This window comes from Consotaella aegiceratis, assembly GCF_036541425.1.
GTDB lineage: Bacteria > Pseudomonadota > Alphaproteobacteria > Rhizobiales > Rhizobiaceae > Consotaella > Consotaella aegiceratis.
Map to the genome: position 1 here is coordinate 96,213 of NZ_JAZHFT010000007.1, position 20,715 is coordinate 116,927.

Annotated in this window: 21 protein-coding genes; 3 read left to right on the top strand and 18 right to left on the bottom strand. The window is 65.2% G+C overall.

From position 1 onward, the window contains the following. Window positions 1-34 precede the first annotated feature (34 nt). The 6 genes from SMD10_RS07345 to moaA all read right to left on the bottom strand — a co-directional run bounded on the left by SMD10_RS07345 (window position 35) and on the right by moaA (window position 4,589). Window positions 35-820, bottom strand: coding sequence for an ABC transporter substrate-binding protein (locus tag SMD10_RS07345; protein ID WP_331685020.1), 786 nt, complete (start codon window positions 818-820; stop codon window positions 35-37). A 192-nt stretch (window positions 821-1,012) separates the two neighbouring features. Beyond that, window positions 1,013-1,966, bottom strand: coding sequence for an AEC family transporter (locus SMD10_RS07350; RefSeq protein WP_331685021.1), 954 nt, complete (start codon window positions 1,964-1,966; stop codon window positions 1,013-1,015). A 164-nt stretch (window positions 1,967-2,130) separates the two neighbouring features. After that, entirely contained in the window at window positions 2,131-2,721 is a 591-nt protein-coding gene (mobA, locus tag SMD10_RS07355; protein WP_331685022.1) for a molybdenum cofactor guanylyltransferase, read from the bottom strand. 17 nt (window positions 2,722-2,738) lie between these two features. Next, entirely contained in the window at window positions 2,739-2,933 is a 195-nt protein-coding gene (locus tag SMD10_RS07360; protein WP_331685023.1) for a YMGG-like glycine zipper-containing protein, read from the bottom strand. A 130-nt stretch (window positions 2,934-3,063) separates the two neighbouring features. Continuing rightward, a complete protein-coding gene (locus tag SMD10_RS07365; RefSeq protein WP_331685024.1) occupies window positions 3,064-3,540 on the bottom strand; it encodes a hypothetical protein in 477 nt (158 codons plus the stop codon). A 2-nt stretch (window positions 3,541-3,542) separates the two neighbouring features. After that, a complete protein-coding gene (moaA, locus tag SMD10_RS07370; RefSeq protein WP_331685025.1) occupies window positions 3,543-4,589 on the bottom strand; it encodes a GTP 3',8-cyclase MoaA in 1,047 nt (348 codons plus the stop codon). 130 nt (window positions 4,590-4,719) lie between these two features. On the opposite strand from moaA, the gene SMD10_RS07375 reads away from it, so the two are divergent. After that, the gene (locus SMD10_RS07375) at window positions 4,720-5,076 is read left to right on the top strand and encodes a gamma-butyrobetaine hydroxylase family protein (protein WP_432757202.1); all 357 of its coding nucleotides are present in this window, start codon (window positions 4,720-4,722) and stop codon (window positions 5,074-5,076) included. A 19-nt stretch (window positions 5,077-5,095) separates the two neighbouring features. On the opposite strand, the gene SMD10_RS07380 is transcribed toward SMD10_RS07375, so the two are convergent. The 4 genes from SMD10_RS07380 to SMD10_RS07395 all read right to left on the bottom strand — a co-directional run bounded on the left by SMD10_RS07380 (window position 5,096) and on the right by SMD10_RS07395 (window position 10,071). Beyond that, on the bottom strand, window positions 5,096-5,869 hold the full coding sequence (locus tag SMD10_RS07380) for a proteasome-type protease (protein WP_331685027.1): 774 nt from the start codon (window positions 5,867-5,869) through the stop codon (window positions 5,096-5,098). Between the two features lie 180 nt (window positions 5,870-6,049). After that, window positions 6,050-7,000: an alpha-E domain-containing protein gene (locus SMD10_RS07385; RefSeq protein WP_331685028.1), complete on the bottom strand. Its 951-nt coding sequence runs from the start codon at window positions 6,998-7,000 to the stop codon at window positions 6,050-6,052. Between the two features lies 1 nt (window position 7,001). After that, window positions 7,002-8,414 carry a circularly permuted type 2 ATP-grasp protein gene (locus SMD10_RS07390; protein WP_432757197.1) on the bottom strand — a complete coding sequence of 471 codons (1,413 nt, stop codon included), beginning with the start codon at window positions 8,412-8,414 and terminating at the stop codon, window positions 7,002-7,004. A gap of 223 nt (window positions 8,415-8,637) precedes the next feature. Further along, entirely contained in the window at window positions 8,638-10,071 is a 1,434-nt protein-coding gene (locus SMD10_RS07395) for a phosphomannomutase (protein WP_331685029.1), read from the bottom strand. A gap of 298 nt (window positions 10,072-10,369) precedes the next feature. Between SMD10_RS07395 and SMD10_RS07400 the strand changes: the two genes are divergently transcribed. Further along, complete coding sequence (locus tag SMD10_RS07400; RefSeq protein WP_331685030.1) at window positions 10,370-11,653, top strand: threonine/serine exporter family protein; 1,284 nt, start codon at window positions 10,370-10,372, stop codon at window positions 11,651-11,653. Between the two features lie 75 nt (window positions 11,654-11,728). Here the strand turns inward: SMD10_RS07400 and SMD10_RS07405 are convergent, their stop codons facing one another. Then, the gene (locus SMD10_RS07405; RefSeq protein WP_331685031.1) at window positions 11,729-12,385 is read right to left on the bottom strand and encodes an acyl-homoserine-lactone synthase; all 657 of its coding nucleotides are present in this window, start codon (window positions 12,383-12,385) and stop codon (window positions 11,729-11,731) included. Window positions 12,386-12,487: 102 nt separating this feature from the next. Further along, window positions 12,488-13,222 (bottom strand): helix-turn-helix transcriptional regulator, encoded by a 735-nt coding sequence (locus SMD10_RS07410; protein ID WP_331685032.1) that lies wholly within the window; start codon window positions 13,220-13,222, stop codon window positions 12,488-12,490. A gap of 531 nt (window positions 13,223-13,753) precedes the next feature. Between SMD10_RS07410 and SMD10_RS07415 the strand changes: the two genes are divergently transcribed. Beyond that, complete coding sequence (locus SMD10_RS07415; protein WP_331685033.1) at window positions 13,754-14,656, top strand: putative bifunctional diguanylate cyclase/phosphodiesterase; 903 nt, start codon at window positions 13,754-13,756, stop codon at window positions 14,654-14,656. Between the two features lie 165 nt (window positions 14,657-14,821). On the opposite strand, the gene SMD10_RS07420 is transcribed toward SMD10_RS07415, so the two are convergent. The 6 genes from SMD10_RS07420 to SMD10_RS07445 form a co-directional block, all read right to left on the bottom strand. Beyond that, window positions 14,822-15,721 carry a MurR/RpiR family transcriptional regulator gene (locus tag SMD10_RS07420; RefSeq protein WP_331685034.1) on the bottom strand — a complete coding sequence of 300 codons (900 nt, stop codon included), beginning with the start codon at window positions 15,719-15,721 and terminating at the stop codon, window positions 14,822-14,824. A gap of 175 nt (window positions 15,722-15,896) precedes the next feature. Next, a complete protein-coding gene (locus SMD10_RS07425) occupies window positions 15,897-16,955 on the bottom strand; it encodes a dipeptidase (RefSeq protein ID WP_331685035.1) in 1,059 nt (352 codons plus the stop codon). Window positions 16,956-17,042: 87 nt separating this feature from the next. Next, entirely contained in the window at window positions 17,043-17,843 is an 801-nt protein-coding gene (locus tag SMD10_RS07430) for an ABC transporter ATP-binding protein (RefSeq protein WP_331685036.1), read from the bottom strand. Then, window positions 17,840-18,691 carry an ABC transporter ATP-binding protein gene (locus SMD10_RS07435; RefSeq protein ID WP_331685037.1) on the bottom strand — a complete coding sequence of 284 codons (852 nt, stop codon included), beginning with the start codon at window positions 18,689-18,691 and terminating at the stop codon, window positions 17,840-17,842. The genes SMD10_RS07430 and SMD10_RS07435 overlap by 4 nt, the downstream gene beginning before the upstream one ends. Beyond that, entirely contained in the window at window positions 18,688-19,620 is a 933-nt protein-coding gene (locus tag SMD10_RS07440; RefSeq protein WP_331685038.1) for an ABC transporter permease, read from the bottom strand. Before SMD10_RS07440 ends, SMD10_RS07435 begins: the two co-directional genes overlap by 4 nt. Continuing rightward, window positions 19,617-20,714: an ABC transporter permease gene (locus SMD10_RS07445; protein WP_432757198.1), complete on the bottom strand. Its 1,098-nt coding sequence runs from the start codon at window positions 20,712-20,714 to the stop codon at window positions 19,617-19,619. Before SMD10_RS07445 ends, SMD10_RS07440 begins: the two co-directional genes overlap by 4 nt. Window position 20,715 lies beyond the last annotated feature (1 nt).

Sequence of the window (20,715 nt, forward strand, 5' to 3'; positions counted from 1 at the left end):
GGCGGCCGGACATTATTGGAAACCAGGATTCTGATCACTCGCCGTACACGTCGAAGTCGAAGTACTTGTCCTGGATCTCCTTGTAGGTCCCGTTCTCGCGGATCGCGACGATCGCGTCGTTGAACATGTCCTTGAGCTTTTCGTCGCCCTTGCGCAGGCCGATGCCGATGCCCTTGCCATAGATCTCCGGATCGGCCGGCAGCGTGCCGAGCAGCTTGCAGCAGCTGCCTTCGTCCGTCTTCAGCCATTCGTCCAGCACGACCACGTCGTCGACTACGCCATCGAGGCGGCCGCTGGCGACGTCGAGCTTGTATTCCTCGGCGGTCGGATAGCCGCGGACGTCAGCGTCCGGGAAATAGGACTCGGCGGCCTGGAAATGGGTGGTCGCGGCCTGCGCACCGATGACCTTGCCATCGAGCGCCTCGGCCGTGGCCTCGGCGATGTCGCTGTCCTTGGGCACCGCGATCGCCGGCGGCGTCTGGTAGTATTTGTTGGTGAAGTCGATCTGTTCCTCGCGTTCCGGGGTGATCGACATCGAGGCGATGATCGCGTCGAACTTGCCGTTCTGCAGGGCAGGAATGATGCCGTCCCAATCCTGGGTGACGAACTCGCACTCGACCTTCATCTCGTCGCAGAGCGCCTTGGCGATGTCGATGTCGAAGCCGGCGAGTTCGCCGCTGGCCGTCAGGTAGTTGAACGGAGGATAGGCGCCTTCGGTGCCGATCTTGACCGTGGACCAATCCTTGTCCTGGGCGAAGCCTGCCGCCGTGGACAGGGCGAGGGCCGCCACGGCGAGGGTCAGAGACTTGATGGGACGCATGGAAACCTCACTGTGCATGGTTTGCGAATTGTCTTGGACGAGATCGCTTGTTGTTTGAGCACGTCTATTGAGGCGGCGATCATTCCATTGAAGGCGCTCCGAATGCAACAACCACATGGCGACTCCGATGTTGAAAAACGACGCGGCAACCGGGGAGGAAGTCCATTTGGCACCTTCGGAACAACAGCCGCATTACGGACCGGCCGTGACCAGCCACAAGACGGCGCTGATCGTGAAAAACGAGGCGCCCGTCATCAGCAGCATGGCAAGCGCCGCGCTGTTCTGCTGGCCGTAGCGCTGCGCCAGGATCGGATAGATCGTCATTGACGGGGAGGCGGCGAGCAGGACCGCGGCGTGGGACAGGGTGGCGTCGGCGACGCGCAGCCCTAGAATGCCCAGTCCGACGAAGGCGAGCCAGACGGCCAGGGGATGGAGGGCGAGCTTGCCGAGAACCACGACGAAGACCCTGCCGTCGAGACCGTTCAAGGACAGGCCGGCGAGCGTTCCGCCGATGACGATCAGCGACACCGCCACGCTGGAGGCCGCCACCAGGCTGAACGGCCGCATCACGACCTCGGGCAGTTCCACTCCGCTCAGCGCGATCGCCAACGCGACGATCAGCGCAAGCACCATGGGGTTGCGCAGGACGCGGCCAGCGATCGTCAGGCCCAGGCTCCGGCCCTCCTCCACCCCATTGGCCGTCTTTTCCGCGAGCGCCAGGACGAGCGGGATCATCAGGACGTTTTCGACCACGACGTTCAGCGCAAAGGCCGTTGCCGCGATCGATGGCATGGCGATCAGCAGAATGGGATAGCCGATGAAGCCGCTGTTCGCGCAGGAGGTGCCCATGCCCTGGAAGGTGCAGGCGAGCGGGTCGAGACCGAGCACGCGGCGGCTGACGAGATAACCGGCGGCGAAGGCGGCAACCGAGCCGAGGCCGTAGGCGCCGAGATAGGCGAGATCGACGATTTCGCCGAATTCCCGGGTCGACACCGACTGGATGATCAGCGCAGGCAGGGCGAAGCTGATCACGTATTTCCCGAGCGTCGCCAGTTCGGCGCTGGAGAAGACCGACCGTTTGACGGCGACGAAGCCCGCCGCGATGAGCAGGAAGACGACGCTCGTGGTGGAGATCACGTCAAGCATGGAAACTCAGCGGCGGGACGCGATACGGGCACGAGAGACCGGGCGATCGATGGACAGGCGCGACGGCTTCGCCAAGGCCGCCCGTCAGCGGGGCCGAGGCGATGCGTCGGAGGATGGACGCCGCTTCATGCCCCGCTATGCCTGGGCAGACAAGAGAAAAGCGATCACCCGGCCAGGAAAGCGGTGGCCTTCGCCAGATCCTCGTGCGTGTTTACATTGAAGAATGAATCGCCATGCGGCGCATGGTCGCTGGGAAGGAAATCGACCGGTTGGACGCCCGAGCGCGCCAGGAACGATCGAATCGAGCGGTCCGGAGTCTCCTCGAGATAGGCCGCCAAATCGTCCAGCCGGGCGAGCGGCCAGTAGGTTACGCTCGGCTGCAGGAGGCCTGAGAAGCGGGCCGAACGAACCTCGTCGCGCGGCCCGTCAAGCATTCGTTCGACGAGATCGAACGGCAGGAAGGGCGTATCGCCCGGCGTGCAGATGAGGCCGGAGACCTTCGGCTCATTCTCGCGCAGCCATGCCACCGCGGCATCGAGGCCGGCGAGGGGGCCGGCAAAGCCGGCCAGCCGGTCCGGCACCAGCGGCAGGTTCAACGCTTCGAAACCGCGGTCCGGATGGGTTCCGACCAGCACCGGTTTCAGAACCGGCGCCAGACGATCCAGCACGTAGGCGATCAAAGGCCTGCCGGCCAGCGAGATCAGTGGCTTGGGCGTGGTGCCGCCCATGCGGCTGCCACGCCCCCCTGCGAGCACAAAGCCGGCGACGTCGCTCAGAGCCGGCTGCCCACGGCAGCGCCACCCAGTCCGCCGGCGACACCGCCGACGATGGCACCCGGCGTATCGCCCACGGCACCACCCACGACAGCGCCACCAACGGCACCGACGGCGCCGCCTGCGACCGTCTTTTCGGTGTGCGTGCATGCGGCGGTCGAGGCGAGCGCGGCGCAGAGCAGGGTGGTTGTCATCAAACGCTTCATAGTACGAGCCTCCGGGGCTGCTGCAACAGGGTTCAGCCTGACAATCGTCGAGCCGGCGGCGCGGTTCCTTACGCCGTATGACAATGGCTATTGCCGAAAAGGGCCGGATTGGTGGCGGCTATTCGAGTGTCTCGGCCTTCAGCGTCATGGTGACGGGCCCGACGAGCGGATCGTAGGTGGAGCGGAGGTCCGGCGGATAGAGAACGGCGACGGAATGCACGAGATCGCCGCGAAAGATGTAACGCTCGTAGAAGATCTTGTCGTTCCGGTAGCCCGAGACCACGGCCCAGCTCTTGCCGGAGGCCTTGTAGGTGACGTCGTCCTCGGCTTCCCGCCCGGCAATCACATCCGCCGGTGTCTCGTTGCCGGCGTTTCGGCGGGCATAGATGTAGAGTTCGGCTCCATCGTCGGAGCGCCAGGCCATTCCGTCGCCATTGGTCGGCGCCGGCATGCGCTGCGGAAAGGCGTCGACCGGAAACGTCGCCGACGTGCCGAACCGGCTGTTGTGATAGGTCAGGTCGTCCGCGCGGGCACCACCGGCAGAGATCAGCACCAGGGCCGAGCAGACCGCCAAAAGCGCCGGTCTCTTCAACATCATCATCCTCCTGTCACGCTCATATGGCGCGACACCGAGGGACGGCGAGTGGCGCGGTCGATGACGAAATCGTGGCCTTTCGGCTTGCGCCGAATGGCTTCGTCGATCGCCTGGCGAAGCGTCTCGTCGCCTTCGGACGCGCGCATCGGCGCCCGCAGATCGGCCGAGTCCTCCTGGCCGAGGCACATGTAGAGCATGCCAGTGCAGGTGACGCGGACCCGATTGCAGCCCTCGCAGAAATTGTGGGTGAGTGGCGTGATGAAGCCCAGTCGGCCGCCGGTTTCCGCCACTTCCACATAACGGGCGGGGCCGCCCGTCTTGAATGGAATATCCTTTAGGGTGAAGCGGTTCTCCAGGGAGCGGCGGACCTCGGAGAGCGGCACGTACTGGTCGACGCGATCGGCGTCGATCTCGCCCATCGGCATCGCCTCGATCAGCGTCAGGTCCATGCCTTCGCCGTGCGCCCACTTCAGCATCTCGGGAATTTCGTCGTCGTTGAAGCCCTTGAGGGCGACGGCGTTGAGCTTGATCGAGAGCCCGGCGGCCTGGGCGGCGCGAATGCCTTCCATCACCTTGTCGAAGGAACCCCAGCGGGTGATCGCGCGAAACTTTTCGGCATCGAGCGTATCGAGCGAGACGTTGATCCGCCGGACGCCGCAATCCGCCAGCTGATCGGCGAAGCGGGGAAGCTGCGAGCCGTTGGTGGTGAGCGTCAGCTCCTCCAGCGCGCCGCTTTCGAGGTGCCGCGACAGCGAGCGGATGAGATGCATCACGTTTTTGCGCACAAGAGGCTCGCCGCCGGTCAGGCGCAGTTTCTTGACGCCGCGCGCGACGAAGGCCGAGGCCAGGCGATCGAGTTCCTCAAGCGTGAGAAGGTCGCGCCGGGGCAGGAACTCCATGTCCTCGGCCATGCAATACACGCACCGAAAGTCGCATCGGTCGGTGAGCGACATCCGAAGATAGGTGACGCGTCGTCCGAAGGGATCGATCATCTCCGCCGATCGCGGCGTGGCGCCTGGACCGGCCTTGAAGTCTGGTGAAAAACTCATGACATTGCGGCGCGAGCCGCTGCTCCTTTGCTCGCTGATGTCGCGGAATGTGGACGTCACGACGGAGTGGGTCAAGCGCTCGGGCCGATCACGAAAGCAAATCGGAGAGGAGATCGCGGCGATGACGGAGATGGCGAGCGCGCCGGAGGAGATCCGCGTGACGCGCGACCGCAGGACGCTCGTCGTTGGGTGGGCGGATCATCGCAGCGAAAGCTATCCTGCTGAGATGCTTCGGGTGCTGTCGCCGTCCGCGGAAGTGCAGGGTCATTCGCCGGACCAGCGCGTGACGGTGGCGGGCAAGAAGGACGTCGCGATCGTCGACGTCGTCCCCGTCGGCAACTATGCGGTGCGCATCGTCTTCGACGACGGCCATAGCACCGGGCTCTACACTTGGCGCTATCTGGTCGAACTCGCAGACGAGGGCGAGGAGCGCTGGCAGGCCTATCTCGACGAACTGGCTCAGAAGCGGCTGCGCCGCGAACCCTGAGCGCGCAGGGCCGCCGTGTTCACTCGCTGTTGCGGCGCGCTGCCAGCCGGGTGACGTTGTCGTCGACATGGAACGGCGGCAGGTGATCGAAAGCCGTCTTTAACGCGTCCGACCAGCCTTCGGAAATCGTCGAATAGTAGGGGTCGCGCGCCTCGAAACGGCGCCGATAGCCCGCCTTGAAGCTGTCGGTCTCGTAGAACTGCATGTCGATGGGCAGGCCTACCGACAGATTCGAGCGGATGGTCGAATCGAAGGAGACGAGCAGCAGCTTGGCGCATTCCTCCAGCGACAGGCCGGGATCGTAGGTCCGGATGATGATGGGGCGGCCGTATTTGTGCTCGCCGATCTGGAAAAAGGGGTTGTCGGGCCCGGCTTCGATGAAATTGCCTTCGGGGTAGATCGTGAAGAGCCGCGGCTGGCTGCCGTGGATCTGGCCGCCCAGGATGAAGGTGCCCGAAAACATGCCGTCGGCGTTCTGGCCGGTGGCGGCCGTCGAGGCGATGACCTCGCGCAGCGTCTCGCCGATCACCTTCGCCGTCTGGAACATCGAGGGCTGGGACAGGAACTCGGCCTCGCGGCTGGCCGGAGCCACGCTGCGCTGCTCGAGCATCGCAATGGTCGCCTGGGTGGTGGCGAGATTGCCGGCGCTCAGCAGGCAAAGAAAGCGGTCCCCCGGCACCTCCCAAGTTTTCATCTTGGAAACCACCGAGATGTTGTCGATACCGGCGTTCGTCCTCGTGTCGGACATGAAGACGAGGCCGCGATCAACCTGGATCCCGACACAATAGGTCATGACGGATGCCTCGCTCCTTCGAAAAAGGCAGGGTGGCGACGCCGATACTGTCAGATTTTGTCAGAATAACCGCATACGCTGGTGCCAGCCTAGCCTGTCGCCGCGACGCCGCCAATATGGCGGCGTCGAGATGTCGACAGTTTTTATCCAGAACCTTAGCCGAGCCCTTCGTGCGACGGCTCAGACGTAGAAGCCGTAGCTCTGGGCGATCTCGCCGGCCAGCCGGTTGTTGTCCCGGATGAAGGCCTCAAGAAATTCGTGCAACCCGCTTTCCACGATCTCGCCGGCATTCTCGTAGCGCGATAGCTGGCCGAAGCGCTCTCCGGCCGTGTGATGGCAGTCGTCCTCGCGCCCATAGGTGCGGGCCAGAAACGACAGGCTCTCGTGAATGCGCTCGTAGCTGTGCGCCAGCGAGCGCGGCATGCGCCGGTTGAGGATCAGGAAGTCGACCGTGTTCAGCGCGGTGTAGTCGCCGTGATATTCCCAGGTGTAGGAGCGATGCGCCGAAACTGATCGCAGGATCGAGCCCCACTGAAAGATGTCGAGCGGCGAGCCGACCGACGAATGATTCGGCAGCAATACCCAGTACTTGACGTCCAGAATGCGGGCGGTGTTGTCGGCCCGCTCGATGAAGGTGCCGAGATTGCAGAAATCGAAGATCTCGTTGCGCAGCTGGGTGCCGTAGAAGGTGCCGCGCACATAGGCGGTCTGGCGCTTGACCAGCTCGAGGACGGCCGGCAGCTCGCTCTCGGTAACCGGGTGCGACAGGCGGCGGTTGATATGGATCCAGCCCTCGTTCAGGGATTCCCAGACGTCGCGGGTCAGCGCGGTGCGCACCATGCGGCCGTTGGTGCGGGCGGTCTCGATCGACGACAGCACGCTCGAGGAATTGTCGCGATCCCTCAGGAGGAAGTTGATCACCGTCTCCGGCTCGAAGCTCTCGTGCTTGCTCCGGTAAACGGCTTCCACGCCGGCCGCCGTGACGATCGACTGCCATTCTTCCGGCCCGGCCGACAGATTGGTCATCGAAATTCGCAGGCCGGCATCGAGCAGCCGCGCCATGTTCTCGGCGCGCTCGATATAGCGCTGCATCCAGAACAGGCCCTGGGCGGTACGTCCGAGAAGCGCCATCTCAGTCCTCCAACACCCAGGTGTCCTTGGTCCCGCCGCCCTGGCTGGAATTGACCACCAGGGACCCTTCCTTGAGGGCAACGCGCGTCAGCCCTCCAGGCGTGATGCGAATCTTGTCGGACACCAGGACATACGGTCGGAGATCGACATGGCGCGGGGCGAGCCCGGCCTCGGTGAGGATCGGCACGGTCGACAACGCCAGGGTCGGCTGGGCGATGTAGTTGCCGGGGTTCTGGCGCAGCTTGGCCGCGAAGGCCTCGCGCTCCTTCGAAGAGGCGGTCGGTCCGACCAGCATGCCGTAGCCGCCCGATCCATGCACTTCCTTGACCACGAGGTCCTCGAGATGCTCCAGCACGTAGGCGAGGCTGTCGTCCTCCGCGCAGCGCCAGGTCGGCACGTTTTCCAGGAGCGCCGGCTTGCCCGTGTAGAACTCCACGATGTCCGGCATATAGGAATAGATCGCCTTGTCGTCGGCAATGCCGGTGCCCGGCGCGTTGGCGATGGTGATCCCGCCGTTCTTGTAGACGTTCATGATGCCGGCGACGCCAAGCACCGAATCGGGACGGAAGGCGAGGGGGTCGAGAAAGGCGTCGTCGACGCGGCGATAGAGCACGTCGATCGGCTGGTACCCTTGCGTGGTACGCATGGCGATGCGGCCGTCGATCTCCTGAAGGTCGGATCCCTCGACCAGCTCGACGCCCATTTGGTCGGCGAGAAAGGCGTGTTCGAAAAAGGCGGAGTTGTGGATGCCCGGCGTGAGCACGGCAATGGTCGGCGAGCCCTCGCAGGCCGGCGGTGCAACCGCCGCCAGCGACCTGCGCAGATCGCCGGGATAGGTCTCGACCGGCCGCACGCGGCAATGGGCGAACAACTCGGGAAACATCTGCATCATGGTTTCCCGATTTTCCAGCATGTAGGAGACGCCGGATGGTGTCCTGGCATTGTCCTCCAGCACGAAGAACTGGTTTTCTCCCACGCGCACGATGTCGGTGCCGATGATGTGGGTGTAGATGCCGCCCGGCGGCTGGAAACGCTCCATCTGCGGCAGATAGGCGTCGTTGCCCTGGATCAGGCGGGCCGGGACCTTGCCGGCCTTCACGATCTCCTGGTCGTGGTAGATGTCGTTGAGAAAGGCGTTGAGCGCCCAGACCCGCTGCTCGATGCCCTGCGACAGCCGATCCCATTCGCTCTTGGCGAGAATTCTCGGAATGAGGTCGAAGGGGATGAGACGCTCGGTCGCCTGCTCGTCGCCATAGACGGCGAAGGTGATACCCGTGCGGCGGAAAAACGCCTCGGCCTCGCTCGCCTTGGCCTTCAACAGCTCGGGGTCCTGCTGATCGAACCAAGCGGAGAAAGTCGAGTAGGGGTCTCGGACACCGCCTTGAGCGGCCCACATCTCATCAAACGGCTGCACGCTATACGACGCTCCCTTCCTGTTCTCTGTGATTAAAGAAAACGCGCCGTTTCAAAATCAAGTGGGCGATAAAGTCGAAATCGTTCCAGCCCCGTCGTTTGCTCCTTTAATCGGCAGGGTGCCTGCATTTTTGAAGGTAAATGCCCGCAAAATGCGCCGACCCTCGTGGTCGGAAACCGCAATGCGGATATGTGACCTTGCGGCAGAGGGGGGGCGATGCAGGCTATCCGTCGCTTCGCGCAACGGCCTCCCCGGCGCGGGCGAGGCCCCAGTCGAGGAGATGGCGGGCCGTCTCCGGGCTTGCCGCCTCGACATAGCAGCGCAGCTCCGGGGCATTGCCGGACGCCCGGAAATGCAGCACGGAACCGTCCTGGAGAATGCTGCGCACGCCGTCGATGCCGTTGACCCGCGCCACGGCGCCGACGGGCGCGAAGAACGTCGAGCGATAGTCCGCGTCTTCGGCGAGGCGAGCGAGAAACGGACCGCTGCGGTCGGCGCCGACGTGCTGCAGCCGATGAGCGGCCGTATGGCCTGTGCCAAGATCGTCGACGAGGTCCGAAAGCGGCCGGCCGCTTCGCTTGATCTCCGCCAGGACACTGACGATCGGCAGGATCGAGTCGCGCGTCGGCAGGGCCGAGATGCGCCGGCCGTCGCGCTCGAGATCCGAGCCCAGGAGAACGCCGCCATTGGCCTCGAAGCCGACGACGGCGGCGCCGGAGCCGGAGCGCAGCGCCTCCTCCATGCCGGCGATGACGAAGGGCGAGCCGACCCTGGTGCGGATCACGTCGGTGGCGACGCCCGAGGTCTCGATCGCCGAGCAGGACGTCACGGGCGTGACGATGGTGGTGAGCCCGAGATGCCGTGCGGTCAAAAGGCCGATCACGTCGCCGCGCAGGACGGTTCCCGCTTCGTCGGCGACGAGAGGCCGGTCGGCGTCGCCGTCGGTCGAGACGATGGCGTCGTAGCGGCTGCCGGCGGCCCAGCCGGCGATCAACTCGATGTCTTCGGGCCGATGGGCCTCGGTGTCCACCGGCACGAACCGGTCGGCGCGACCCAAGGGTCGGGCATCGGCGCCGAGCGCCTGCAACAGGTCGACGAGGAAGTCGCGAGCCACCGAACTGTGCTGATAGACACCGACGGTCAGACCTTTCAGCGCATCCGGTCCGAAGAAGTCGAGAATCCGATCGTGAAATGCCGGCAGCGCCGCCAGCGGCAGGCTGTCGGCCCCGAGGCCGGCCTGGGGGGCGGCGTGTTCGAGCAGGCCGGCGACGCCGGCCGCGATGGCGGCCTCGTCCGCCTTGGTGATCTCGCCGGCCGCGGTATAGAACTTCAGTCCGTTGCGATCGTCCGGGATGTGGCTGCCGGTGATCATGATCGCCGGCGAGCCGCGACCCAAGGCCGCATAGGCCAGGGCAGGGGTGGGAACGGCGCCGCAGGACAGTGCGGTGAAGCCGGCCTCGTTCGCGGCCGCGACGCAAGCGCGCAGGATGTCGGGGCTGCTGGCGCGCAAATCGTGCCCCAACAGCACCTCGCGGGCGCCGTTGCTCTCGCCCGACACGTGCCGGAGAAAGGCCAGCGCGTAGGCCGTGCTGGGCCAGCCGACGAGGTCGACGACCAGACCGCGCAAGCCGCTGGTTCCGAACTTGAGCGACGTCATGAGTGCTTCCCCATTTTGCTCGCGGGCGTGAATTGACCGGTCGGCAGGCCTCCGGAGCGAGGCTGAAGCTTGTGTGACAGAGTGGCGCGCTGCGTCAAGGCGCCGGCGCTCGAGCTCTGACCTGCAAGAAATGCCCCCATGTAACCACCCCCCTACGATCGATGGCGGTCATGGGATAGCGTGTGCCGCCCTCAAAGAAGGGATTCGCGAGAGGTTCGCCCCGGCCGGCTGGTTGGCTGTTCGCCGCCGGTGTGCTTGAGACCTCGAACCATCGAGAGCTGAATCTAGGATCAATCGAATGTCGATGTCGGAAAATCCCGGGCCAGCGGAACAGCTGCTGGCTCTCGAGCCGATCGCCATGGTCGCGCTGGAGGCCGGGCGGATGCTGATGGTGAGCGGCGGCAAGGCCGCCGTGGTGCGTCAAGGCATGACCTTGATCGCGCGCGGGCTGGGCGCCCGGCGGACCGACATCCGCGTCGGCTTCGCCTCGATCGCGGTGACGGTGGGCGACGGATCGCGCACCATCACGCGCATGTTGGATTTCGGCGCGCATGGGGTGAACATGCGGCTGAACCACGCCCTGCGCGAACTGTGCATCCGGGTCCATCGCGGCGGCATGACCTGTGCCGAAACGGGGCAGGCCCTGGCCGCTCTGGAGAAGGATCTGCCGCGCTATCCCGTGGCGGCGCTCTGCCTGGCTGCGGGTATCGCCTGCGCCTCGTTCGGCCGGCTGCTCGGTACCGATTGGAGCGCCTTCGTCCCGGTCCTGGTCGCCGGCGCGATCGGCCAGTGGATCCGCCTGCTTTTGATCCGGCACGGCGTCAACGGCTTCGTCACGACGGGGCTGGTGGCGTTCACGGCTTCGGCGCTGGCCGGACTCCTGTCGGGGCTCGTCGGCAGCGGCATGGTGCAGATCGCGATGAGCGCGGCGGTCCTCATGCTGGTGCCGGGCGTTCCGGCGATCAACGCCCAGACCGACATCATGGAAGGGTTTCCGACGCTGGGCAGCGCCCGCGCGGTGAGCGTCTTCATGGTCCTGGTGTTTCTGACCGTCGGTATCGGCGCGACCCGCATTCTGCTCGGCGGCATGGGGCTGCAACTGGACCCGTTGAGCCACGGCATCGCCCATCAGATGTTGTTCGGCGCCATCGCGGCCGCCGGGTTCGGCGTGCTGTTCAATTTCGAAGGCGTGACGCTGATCTGGGCGGGTCTGGCGGGCGCCATCGCCCTGGGCGTTCGCACTGCCGGCCTGGAGGCTGGATGGGCACTGGAGGCCGCGTCCTTTGCCGCTGCGGCTGCGGTCGCCGTCACGGTCGAACTGGCGGACACGGTGCCGGTGGACATCCGCCGGGCCGGCAACGCGCTGGCGGTGGCCGGCTGCATTCCGATGATTCCGGGCAGCGCCGCGGCGCACTGGATCATCGGCCTGTTCGAGATGACCGCGACGACCGCCGCCGAGGCCGATCAGATGCTCCTGACGATCATGCAGAGCGGACTGACGGTGATCTTTACGATCGGCGCCATCGGCGCCGGCCTGACGATCGTCGCCTCGCTGCTGCGCCGCCCGGATTTTCCGAAATAGCAGCGATCGCCATGCCGTCAGGATGTGCCGGGGCCGGCCGCGCTGTCCGGCCGGAACCCCGATGCGGGATCGGTGCTACGCGGCGGCCGCAACGTTCGGCAAGGCCTCGCGAGGATCGGCAAGCACCGGGCCGCGGACGCCGGCCCGCACCCGCATACGCTCGCAGATGTCTTCGGCGATGTGGAAGATGCCGGCATAGACCGGCCGCTCGCCGAAACGGCTGCTGCTGCCCAACACCGTCAGTTCGGCGCCGGCCCGCCGGTAGATCCTGAACATCGCCGCATCGAAGTTGGCGACGATGCCTTCGATACCGCTCTTGATCGCGAACTCGCCGCAGCCGATGAGCATCAAGGACGAGATGCTCGCGGCGGTCGCGGCGCCCTGGGGCATCGTTTCCAGCAAGTCCTCGTCGATGCAGAAGCGGGTGCACTCCCAGATCGTCGGCGAAGAGAACTGGGCATCGTCGCCCATCGTCTCGGAAAAGGTATCGGTGATGAGCGTGGGGCCCGACGTCGGCAGGAAACGCGCGCTGGCCAGCACCTCGCGCTTCGAATCGTCCAGCATGATCAGGTAGACCGGGCTCATCTCGTCGTACTGGTCTTTCTCAAGTCCATCGACGACCTGAACGTCCCATCCCAACTTGTCGTGGAATACCCGCGCCCGGAGGCGAAACATCTTTTCCAGGATGCCGGCATTTTCTGCAAACTGATACGGCTCTAGCAAGGTGAGCATCATCTTCTCCTTCTTGAGGGTGAGACGATTATTCACGCTTACCAATGCCCTGCTCAACGCCCACAGATTGGCGCGCGAGATTGAGGGCTGGCGGGCTCGGATTCAGGTTCGAAAGTGCGACTGGTCGCCGAGGAGCCCCAGCGTCGTCGCCTTGAAGACGGCCTGGGCCATGGTCGCGCAGCCGAGTTTCAGCCGCCCGGACTTCAGATACGAGCGCACCGTGTGCTGCGACAGGCCGAGGATCAGGGCGATGTCGAACACGTCCTTGCCCTGGGCAATCCAGCGCAGGCACTCCAATTCGCGCGCCGCGAGGCGGACGCTGGCGTCCGAATGAAGATGTTTGCCGCTTTCCTTGTGAAGCAGGTTGGCGGTCTCGATGAGATCAGCCAGATTGGCCTTCTTGTAGGCCGCCCAGGCTTCGCCCCCCATGTCGCTGCAGATCGAGAACAGGCCGCGGCGGGCCGTCTTGTCCGTCACGGGGATCGACAGTCCGCTGCGTCCCACGCCGTGCTGCAAGGCGTCCTGGAAAAAGGTCATCTGCTCGGGGCCGGAGATCCTCAGTTCGGACCAGTCGAACGGCAAGGAGCGCTGGAAGCCTTCGCGAACCACCGGGTCCACCGCAATGTAGCCCTGCTGAAGATACTGCTTGATCCACGCCGCATCGTAGGTGACCTGCACGTAGGGGTCGTGGTCGGGCGCTGCGCCGGCGCGGGCCGAGTGATAGGCAACATGCTTCAGACCGAAGAGGTCGCGAAGCTCGTAAAGCGTTCTCTCGAAATCCGCGGCATCTTCCACGCAACGGTAGATACGCACGCGCCGTTCGTTGAAGTCGACCATATTCAACATCGTTTCTGCAAGGCTTCCCGACTGCCGTCGGGCGAGGTTCGCACGACCGACTTCGCGTCGATCGTCACGCATCAACCCCGCCCCACGATAGCATAGTTCGAGTAGCCGACATTCGTTGGCTGTACAGTAGCGTCATTCGACTTGCCACCCAAATATGCGGGTATTTCATCAAGTTCGGCTCTCCGCTAGGCTTGTATTGTCAAAATATGAAATTTGCACCCTCTAGTTGGATCTCGATCAATGCTTTGCAATTTTCTAGGGAAAAGAAGAAGTCGGCTTTTTGAATAGCTTTTCGCTTAATATGTTCGTTACAACTATTAGAAGATGCGGACGATGGGGCGTGGGTCTTTTGCTGGACGCGAATCGGATCGGAGTGCAATCGTCGGCTCGACGGCAACCTCTGGTGATCGGACAATGCGGCGGCAAATGGACGTCGGTGTGGCATGCCGGTCGGGACAATCGGTCGGGGCATAGACGATGAGTGGCGGACCCAATGCCCCGGCCGCCGCGCCGAAAAAAACCATGCCGATTCCCTCCCGTCGTTCGTCCATAGCCATGGCTGGCTGCAGCCGCGACGCGCCCGAGGCGGATCTGGCCGCAGCCATCGAGCATGGCGAGTTCGTGCTCCACTATCAGCCCGTCATCGACATCCGCCGCGGCGAGCCGGTCGGGGCCGAAGCTTTGATCCGTTGGGTTCATCCCCAGCGCGGACTGTTGACGCCGGCAAGCTTCATCCCGCTGGCGGAGGCCACCTCGCTGATCCACGAGGTCGGTCGCTGGACCATCGCCGCCGCCTGCGCCCAGGTGCGGGAATGGGAAAACAACGACTTGCGCGGCCTGAAGATCTCGATCAACGCTTCGGGCCGGGAATTTTCCAATCCGCGTTTTCTCAAGTCGCTTGTCTCCGCGCTGGAGGCCAATGAGGTCGGCGCCCGTCAGATCGAGATCGAGCTAACCGAGACCGCATATCTGGAGGATACGGTCTATGTGCGTACGGCGATCGCCCGCCTGCACGAACTCGGCGTCTCGATCGCGCTGGACGATTTCGGCCGCGCCTATTCGAGCTTCTCCTATCTGAAGAATTTTCATGCCGACAAGATCAAGATCGATCGCGAGTTCGTCGATCAGGTTCATCGCCATCGCATTTCGCAGGTGATCTGCCACAGTATCATCGATCTGGCCCGGCAACTGGGCATGCAGGTCCAGGCCGAAGGCGTGGAGATGGCGGAAGAAGTGCAGCATCTGGCCGATGCCGGCTGCCACCTGTTCCAGGGCTACTACTTCTCCAATCCGCTGCCGGCGGACGCCTTTCAGCGCCGGATCGAGACCTTGCGCCGGGACGGCGTCCCCGCTTTCGGGTCGATTAAGGCGCAGCCCGGCTTGCAGATCGTGTCCTCGGCCGAACGAGCCACACCCCTCTCGTAACCGTGTCATCGTCCGCGACGGCTGATAGCAACCGTGAAGTCGATCTCTTGCGCTGATGCAGGGATAAGGTGCTTATCCAAGAAAGCGGACGATGTGCGGGGTGTCGAGCCTGCAACCATCGGCAAGGCCGCTTCGTCGTGCAGAGACCCTTTGTGAAGCCGGCCGCTATTTCTTCGAGGACTGTCGGACGTGCCCCGGAACGACCAGCGAGGTCAGCCGGCTGTGCAAGGTCTCGATCCGCGACAGCCGCTCCACGGCCGGTTCGCCGATCTCCTGGCCGGCGGCCGAGCAGATATAGTTGATCAGGCTCATCGGCGCGGCGTAGCTGTCGAACAGGCTGTGACCGCGATTGTGGGACCGCAAGGTGACGGTGGCCAGTTGGGCGGTGCGCGCTGCCGTCATGTCGGCGATCAGAACCGAGGGCGTCCCGACCTCGGCAGCGAGCGTCAGCACTTCGCGCAGGACCGCCGGACGGCGCCGGAAGCCGACGACGAGAAGGGCATCCTCCGGCGACAGGCTGGCCAAATCCTCGCCCAGCGACATGCCGGCCAGCGGCAGCAGCGGCACGTCCGGCTTGACGTGGATCAGCAGGGCTCGGGCGTAGGAAGCCAGCGCCATCGAGTTGCGGAAGCCCAGCACCCAGACCTTTCGCGCCGCGACAAGGATGCGGATCGCTTCGGCAAGGTCCTGCTCCTTCAGCATTTCGGCGGTGCGGGTCAGGTTCTGCAGGTCCTGGGCGACGTGCAGGCCGAAATTGCCCTGGGCCACGCGCTCACGGCCGATGCCGGTCAGTTCGTAGAGCGGCGAGCCCCATCCTTCGGCACGGCGCGCATGCAGCCGTGCCTCGCTATAGCTCGGATAGCCGAGCCGCTTGAAGAAGCGGGCGGCGGTCGCGTTCGAGGTCTTGGCCCGCTCCGCCAATTCGCCGGCCGTGAAGCTCGACAAATTGGCCTGCGCCTCCAGGACGACGGAGGCGAGCCGTCGTTCGCTAGCGGTCAACTCGTCGTAAACCGCCATGATGCGAACGTCGATCGGGCGCGTGTCAGCCTCGCGATACGAATCCATGCCTGTCCTCACGGGTTTGCAGGCATAGCCGTATATGAAAAAAATCTTCCATACCACCTCGCTCCGTCTTGAACACGGCATGAAGTGTGATCGGCAAGTCGTTGGCGGACGATCTGTTTCTTCAATGTCCGGTAAGCGTCAGGCAGAGGCTCCCGATGCCGCGAGACCGACCTGCTCAGGCCTTCCAGGTGCGCTCGAAAACGCTCAGCCAGTTGCGGTGGGCGAGCTTTTCCATGAGATCCGCACTGTAGCCGTGGCTCTCCATCGCCTCGAACAGGGCGGGCAGTCCGGCGGCGTCGCCGATCGGACGCGGGATGACGGCGCCATCGAAATCGGAGCCCAGGGCCACGCCGTCCTCACCCAGCCGCTCGATCAGCGCATCGAGATGCGCCAGCATCACGTCGAGGCCGGTATCGGCATCCATGCTGCCGTCGGGGCGCAGGAAGGCGGTGGCGAAGTTGAGCCCGACGACGCCCTTGGACGCCGCGACGGCGTCGAGTTGCGCATCCGTCAGATTGCGGCTCACCGGGCAAAGCGCGTGCACGTTGGAGTGGGTGGCGACCAGCGGCGCATCGGACAGCTCCGCGACCTCCCAGAATCCCTTCTCGTTGAGGTGCGAGAGGTCGAGCATGATGCCCAGCTCGTTGCAGCGCGCGACGAGCGCCTTGCCCGCGTCCGTCAGCCCCGGCCCGGTGTCGGGCGAGGAGGGATAGGCCATCGGCACGCCGTGCGCGAAGATGTTCGGGCGGCTCCAGACCATGCCGATCGAACGCAGCCCGGCGGCATGCAGCACGTCGAGCATGGTCAGATCCTCGTCGATCGCCTCCGCGCCCTCGATGTGAAGCACGGCGGCCATGGCATTGTTCTGCCAGGCGGCGCGGATGTCCGAGACGCTGCGGCAAACCTTGAGGCGACCGCCCGAGGCGCGCTCCAGGCGGAACAGGATCGCCGCCATGCCGATCGTCGCGGCTTCGGCGACGGCCTGCTCCAGGGGGGCGGGCAGCGGCAGTGCATAATTGCCGGCGCTCATCGCTTCCATTTTGAAGGCGCCGCGTGGCGAGGGCGGAAAGATGGCGAAGAGACCGCCGCGCAGACGGCCCCTGGCGGCTTTCTCCAAGTCGATGTGCCCCTTCGCGCCGCCATCGAGGAAGGTCTGGAATGCGTCGGTGCCGCTTTCTTCGAAGAGGCGCAGGAGGCTGTCGTTGTGGCCATCGAAAACGAGGGGTGTGGGCATCGTGAAATCCTTCGGACGATCGAACGGGCGGCTGGTGCGGAAGAGATGGAAGACGGGGGCCTGCGAAATCAGGGCAGGTCGGGAAGGCTAGCGGACATAGCCTTCGCTCGCCCGCAGGAGGGTGCGCGTATAGTCGAAGCGTACGGCATGAGCTTTCAGCGCATCGCGGTCAAGCTCCTCGATCGCCTCGCCGCCGCGCATGACGAGCAGCCGCTGACACATATGGTCGATCACCGCGAGGTCGTGGCTGACCAGCACGAAGGTGAGCTTCTTTTCGGCCTGCACGCGCTGCAGCAGATTGAGAACTTCCGCCTGGATCGACGCATCGAGCGCGGAGGTCGGCTCGTCCAGAAGCAGAATCTCGGGCTCGACGATCAGGGCGCGTGCGATGGCGACCCGCTGCCGCTGGCCGCCGGAGAGCTGGTGCGGCAGCCGAAAGCGGAAGCGCGCGTCGAGCCCGACATCCGTCAACGCCTGTACGACGCGGTCCTCCCGGTCGGTAAACCGGTGGATCGCCAGCGGTTCGGACAGAACGCGGTCGATGGTGTGGCGCGGGTGAAGCGAACCGAACGGATCCTGAAACACCATCTGGACGCACCGGGCAAACGCCTTGTCGCGCCATTCGCCCAGGCCTTGACCGTCGATCGAGATCTGGCCGCCGCTTGTCGGTGCGAGACCGCAGATCGCGCGCAACACCGTCGACTTGCCCGAACCGGATTCGCCGACGAGGCCGAACGACTCCTCGCGTTCCACGTCGAAGCTGACGCCGCGCACGGCCCTCACATGCTGGCGGCCGTTGCCGAAGACGACGCGGAGATCGCGCACCGACAATTTGGTTGGCTGACCGGCGCGAGCGGCGTCCGATGGGCGCGAAGCAACCGTGCTCATGCCCATGCCTCGTCCCTCTGCAGCGTCGGCAGCGGCTCGCGCGCGCCGCCGATTTCTGGCAGGCAATGGAGCAGCCCTTGCGTGTAGGGATGCTTCGCCTCGCCCAGGCGGTCGGCCTCGATCTCCTCGACGATCCGGCCGAGATACATCACCAGGACGCGGTCGCAGAAGGTCGAGACGAGGCGAAGGTCATGGCTGATGAAGATCAGGCCCATGCCGCGGTCGCGCACCAGGTCGTCGAGGATCTTCAAGACTTCGAGCTGTACGGTGACGTCCAGCGCGGAGGTGGGCTCGTCGGCGATCAACAGGTCGGGCCGCGGCACCAGCATCATGGCGATCATCACGCGCTGGCCCATGCCGCCGGACAATTCGTGCGGATAGGCCCGGAAGACGCGCTCGGGATCGCGGATCTGCACCTCTTCCAGCATCGCAAGCGCCCGCTTGGCGGCGGCGCGCTCGGACACGCGCTCGTGCACCTTCAGCGCTTCGACGAGTTGCCGGCCGACCCGCATCACCGGGTTGAGCGAGTATTTCGGGTCCTGCATGATCATGGCGATGCGGCGGCCGCGAATGGCCCGCATCTGCCGCTCCGAAAGCCCCTGCAGCTCCTGCCCGTCGAGGGCGAGGCGATCGGCGGTGGCGATTCCCGGAGCGCGCACGAGGCGCAGGATGGCGCGGCCGGTCATCGACTTGCCGGAGCCTGATTCGCCGACGATGCCGACGCGCTCGCGTCCGACGGAAAAGGAGATGCCGCGCACCGCATCGACCGAGCCGTTCCGGGTGGCGAAGCGGACGGCGAGATTGCGGACGTCCAGAAGCGGAGTGGGCGAGGGGGGCTGAAGGCTCATTGCCGGTTGCCCCGCGGGTCGAGCACGTCGCGCAGGCCGTCGCCGAGCAGGTTGAAGCCGAGACTGACGGTCAGGATGGCGAGGCCGGGGATCGTGGCGACCCACCAATGGCTCAGGAGATACTGCCGGCCGGTGGAGATCATCGCGCCCCATTCGGCGAGCGGCGGTTGCGCGCCCAGGCCGAGGAAGCCGAGCCCGGCCGCCGTCAGGATGATGCCGGCCATGTCCAGCGTCACGCGGATGATCACCGAGCCGAGGCACATCGGCATGATGTGGCCGACGATGATGCGCAGCGTGCCAGCGCCCTGCAAACGGGCCGCCGCGATATAGTCGGAGCGCCGCACCGTCAGCGTCTCGGCCCTGGCGACGCGAGCATAGGGCGGCCACGCGGTGAGCGCGATGGCGAGCACCGCGTTGACAATGCCGGGACCGAGGGCCGCGACGAAGGCGAGCGCCAGGATGAGGCGCGGAAAGGCCAGGAAGATGTCGGTCAGGCGCATCAGGACGCGGTCGGTCCAGCCGCCCATGGTGCCGGCCACCGTGCCTATGATCAGGCCGAAGACCGGCGCCGTCACCGTGACCAGGGCGACGATGTAGAGCGTGACGCGGGCGCCATAGACGATGCGGCTCCAGATGTCGCGGCCCAGCTCGTCGGTGCCGAGCCAGTGACCTTGCCAACCCGGCGGATGCAGCCGGTCGGCCAGGTGCTGGACGTTAGGCGCGTGAGTGGCGATCAGCGGCGCGAACAGCGCCATCAGGACCAGGACGACGATGATCGTCAGCCCCACCATCGCCAGGAAGTTGCCGGAGAGGTCACTCCAGGCGTTCCAGGCGCTGATGCAGCGCGCATGCAGCCGTGAGGTCGGCGTGTCGGTGGTCAACCACGCGCGCCAGCCGCCGGTCTTCGTTTCGAGGCTGGTCGTGCTCATCGCGCCCTCGGATCGACCGCGACGTAGAGAAGGTCGGACAAGAGGTTCAGAAACACGAAGACGGCTCCGATCACCACGGTGCCGCCGAGCACGGCGTTGAGATCGGCGGCGAACAGCGCCTTGGTGATGTAGAGGCCGAGGCCGGGCCAGGCGAACACGGTTTCCGTCAGCACCGATCCTTCGAGCAGTGCGGCGTAGGAAAGCGCGATGACCGTGATCAGCGGCACCAGCGCGTTGCCCAGCGCATGGACCCAGACCACGCGCCATTCCGGCACGCCCTTGACCCGGGCGGTGGTGACATATTCCTGGCCGAGCTGCTCCAGCATGAAGGAGCGCGTCATCCGCGAAATGTAGGCGAGCGAGAAATAGCCGAGGACGACGACCGGCAGCACGATGTGGCTGAGCGCGTTGAGGAAAACGTCCCAGGCACCCGACGCGATCGAATCGATCAGGATCGATCCGGTGTAGCGGGTCACGTCGAACTCGTAGGACAGTTCGTAGGAGACGTCGAGCCGGCCGGGGCCGCCGACCCATCCGAGCTGGCCGTAGAAGACGAGCAGCGCGATGAGGCCGAGCCAGAAGACCGGCATCGAGTAGCCGAGCAGCCCGACGAAGCGTAGCGTCTGATCCTGCCAGCGGCCCTGGTTGACCGCCGCCACCACGCCCGCCGGCACGCCCAGGAAAACGCCGAGCAGGGTCGCCAGCGTCGCCAGTTCGAGCGTGGCGGGAAAGGCGTCGGCGAGATCGGCGATCACTGGCCGCGACGTCAGGTTCGACATGCCGAAATCGCCGGTAAGCACGCTGCCGACATAGATCGCGAATTGCTCTGGCAGCGACCTGTCGAGACCCAGGGCGTGGGCAGCCGCATCGTATTGCGCCTGCGTCGCGCGTTCTCCGACGATCGAAAGAACGGGGTCGACGGGGACCAGGCGACCGATCACGAAGGTGACGAGGAGCAGGCCGAACAGCGTGATGAGAAGGCTGGCGAGGGTGCCGCCGACGCGTGCGAAGACGCGCGGCAGCATCAGACCGCCGCCGGCTCCCGCTTCCATCGGATCGCCATCGAGCGAAGCGGTCTCGTCGCGATCACTCATC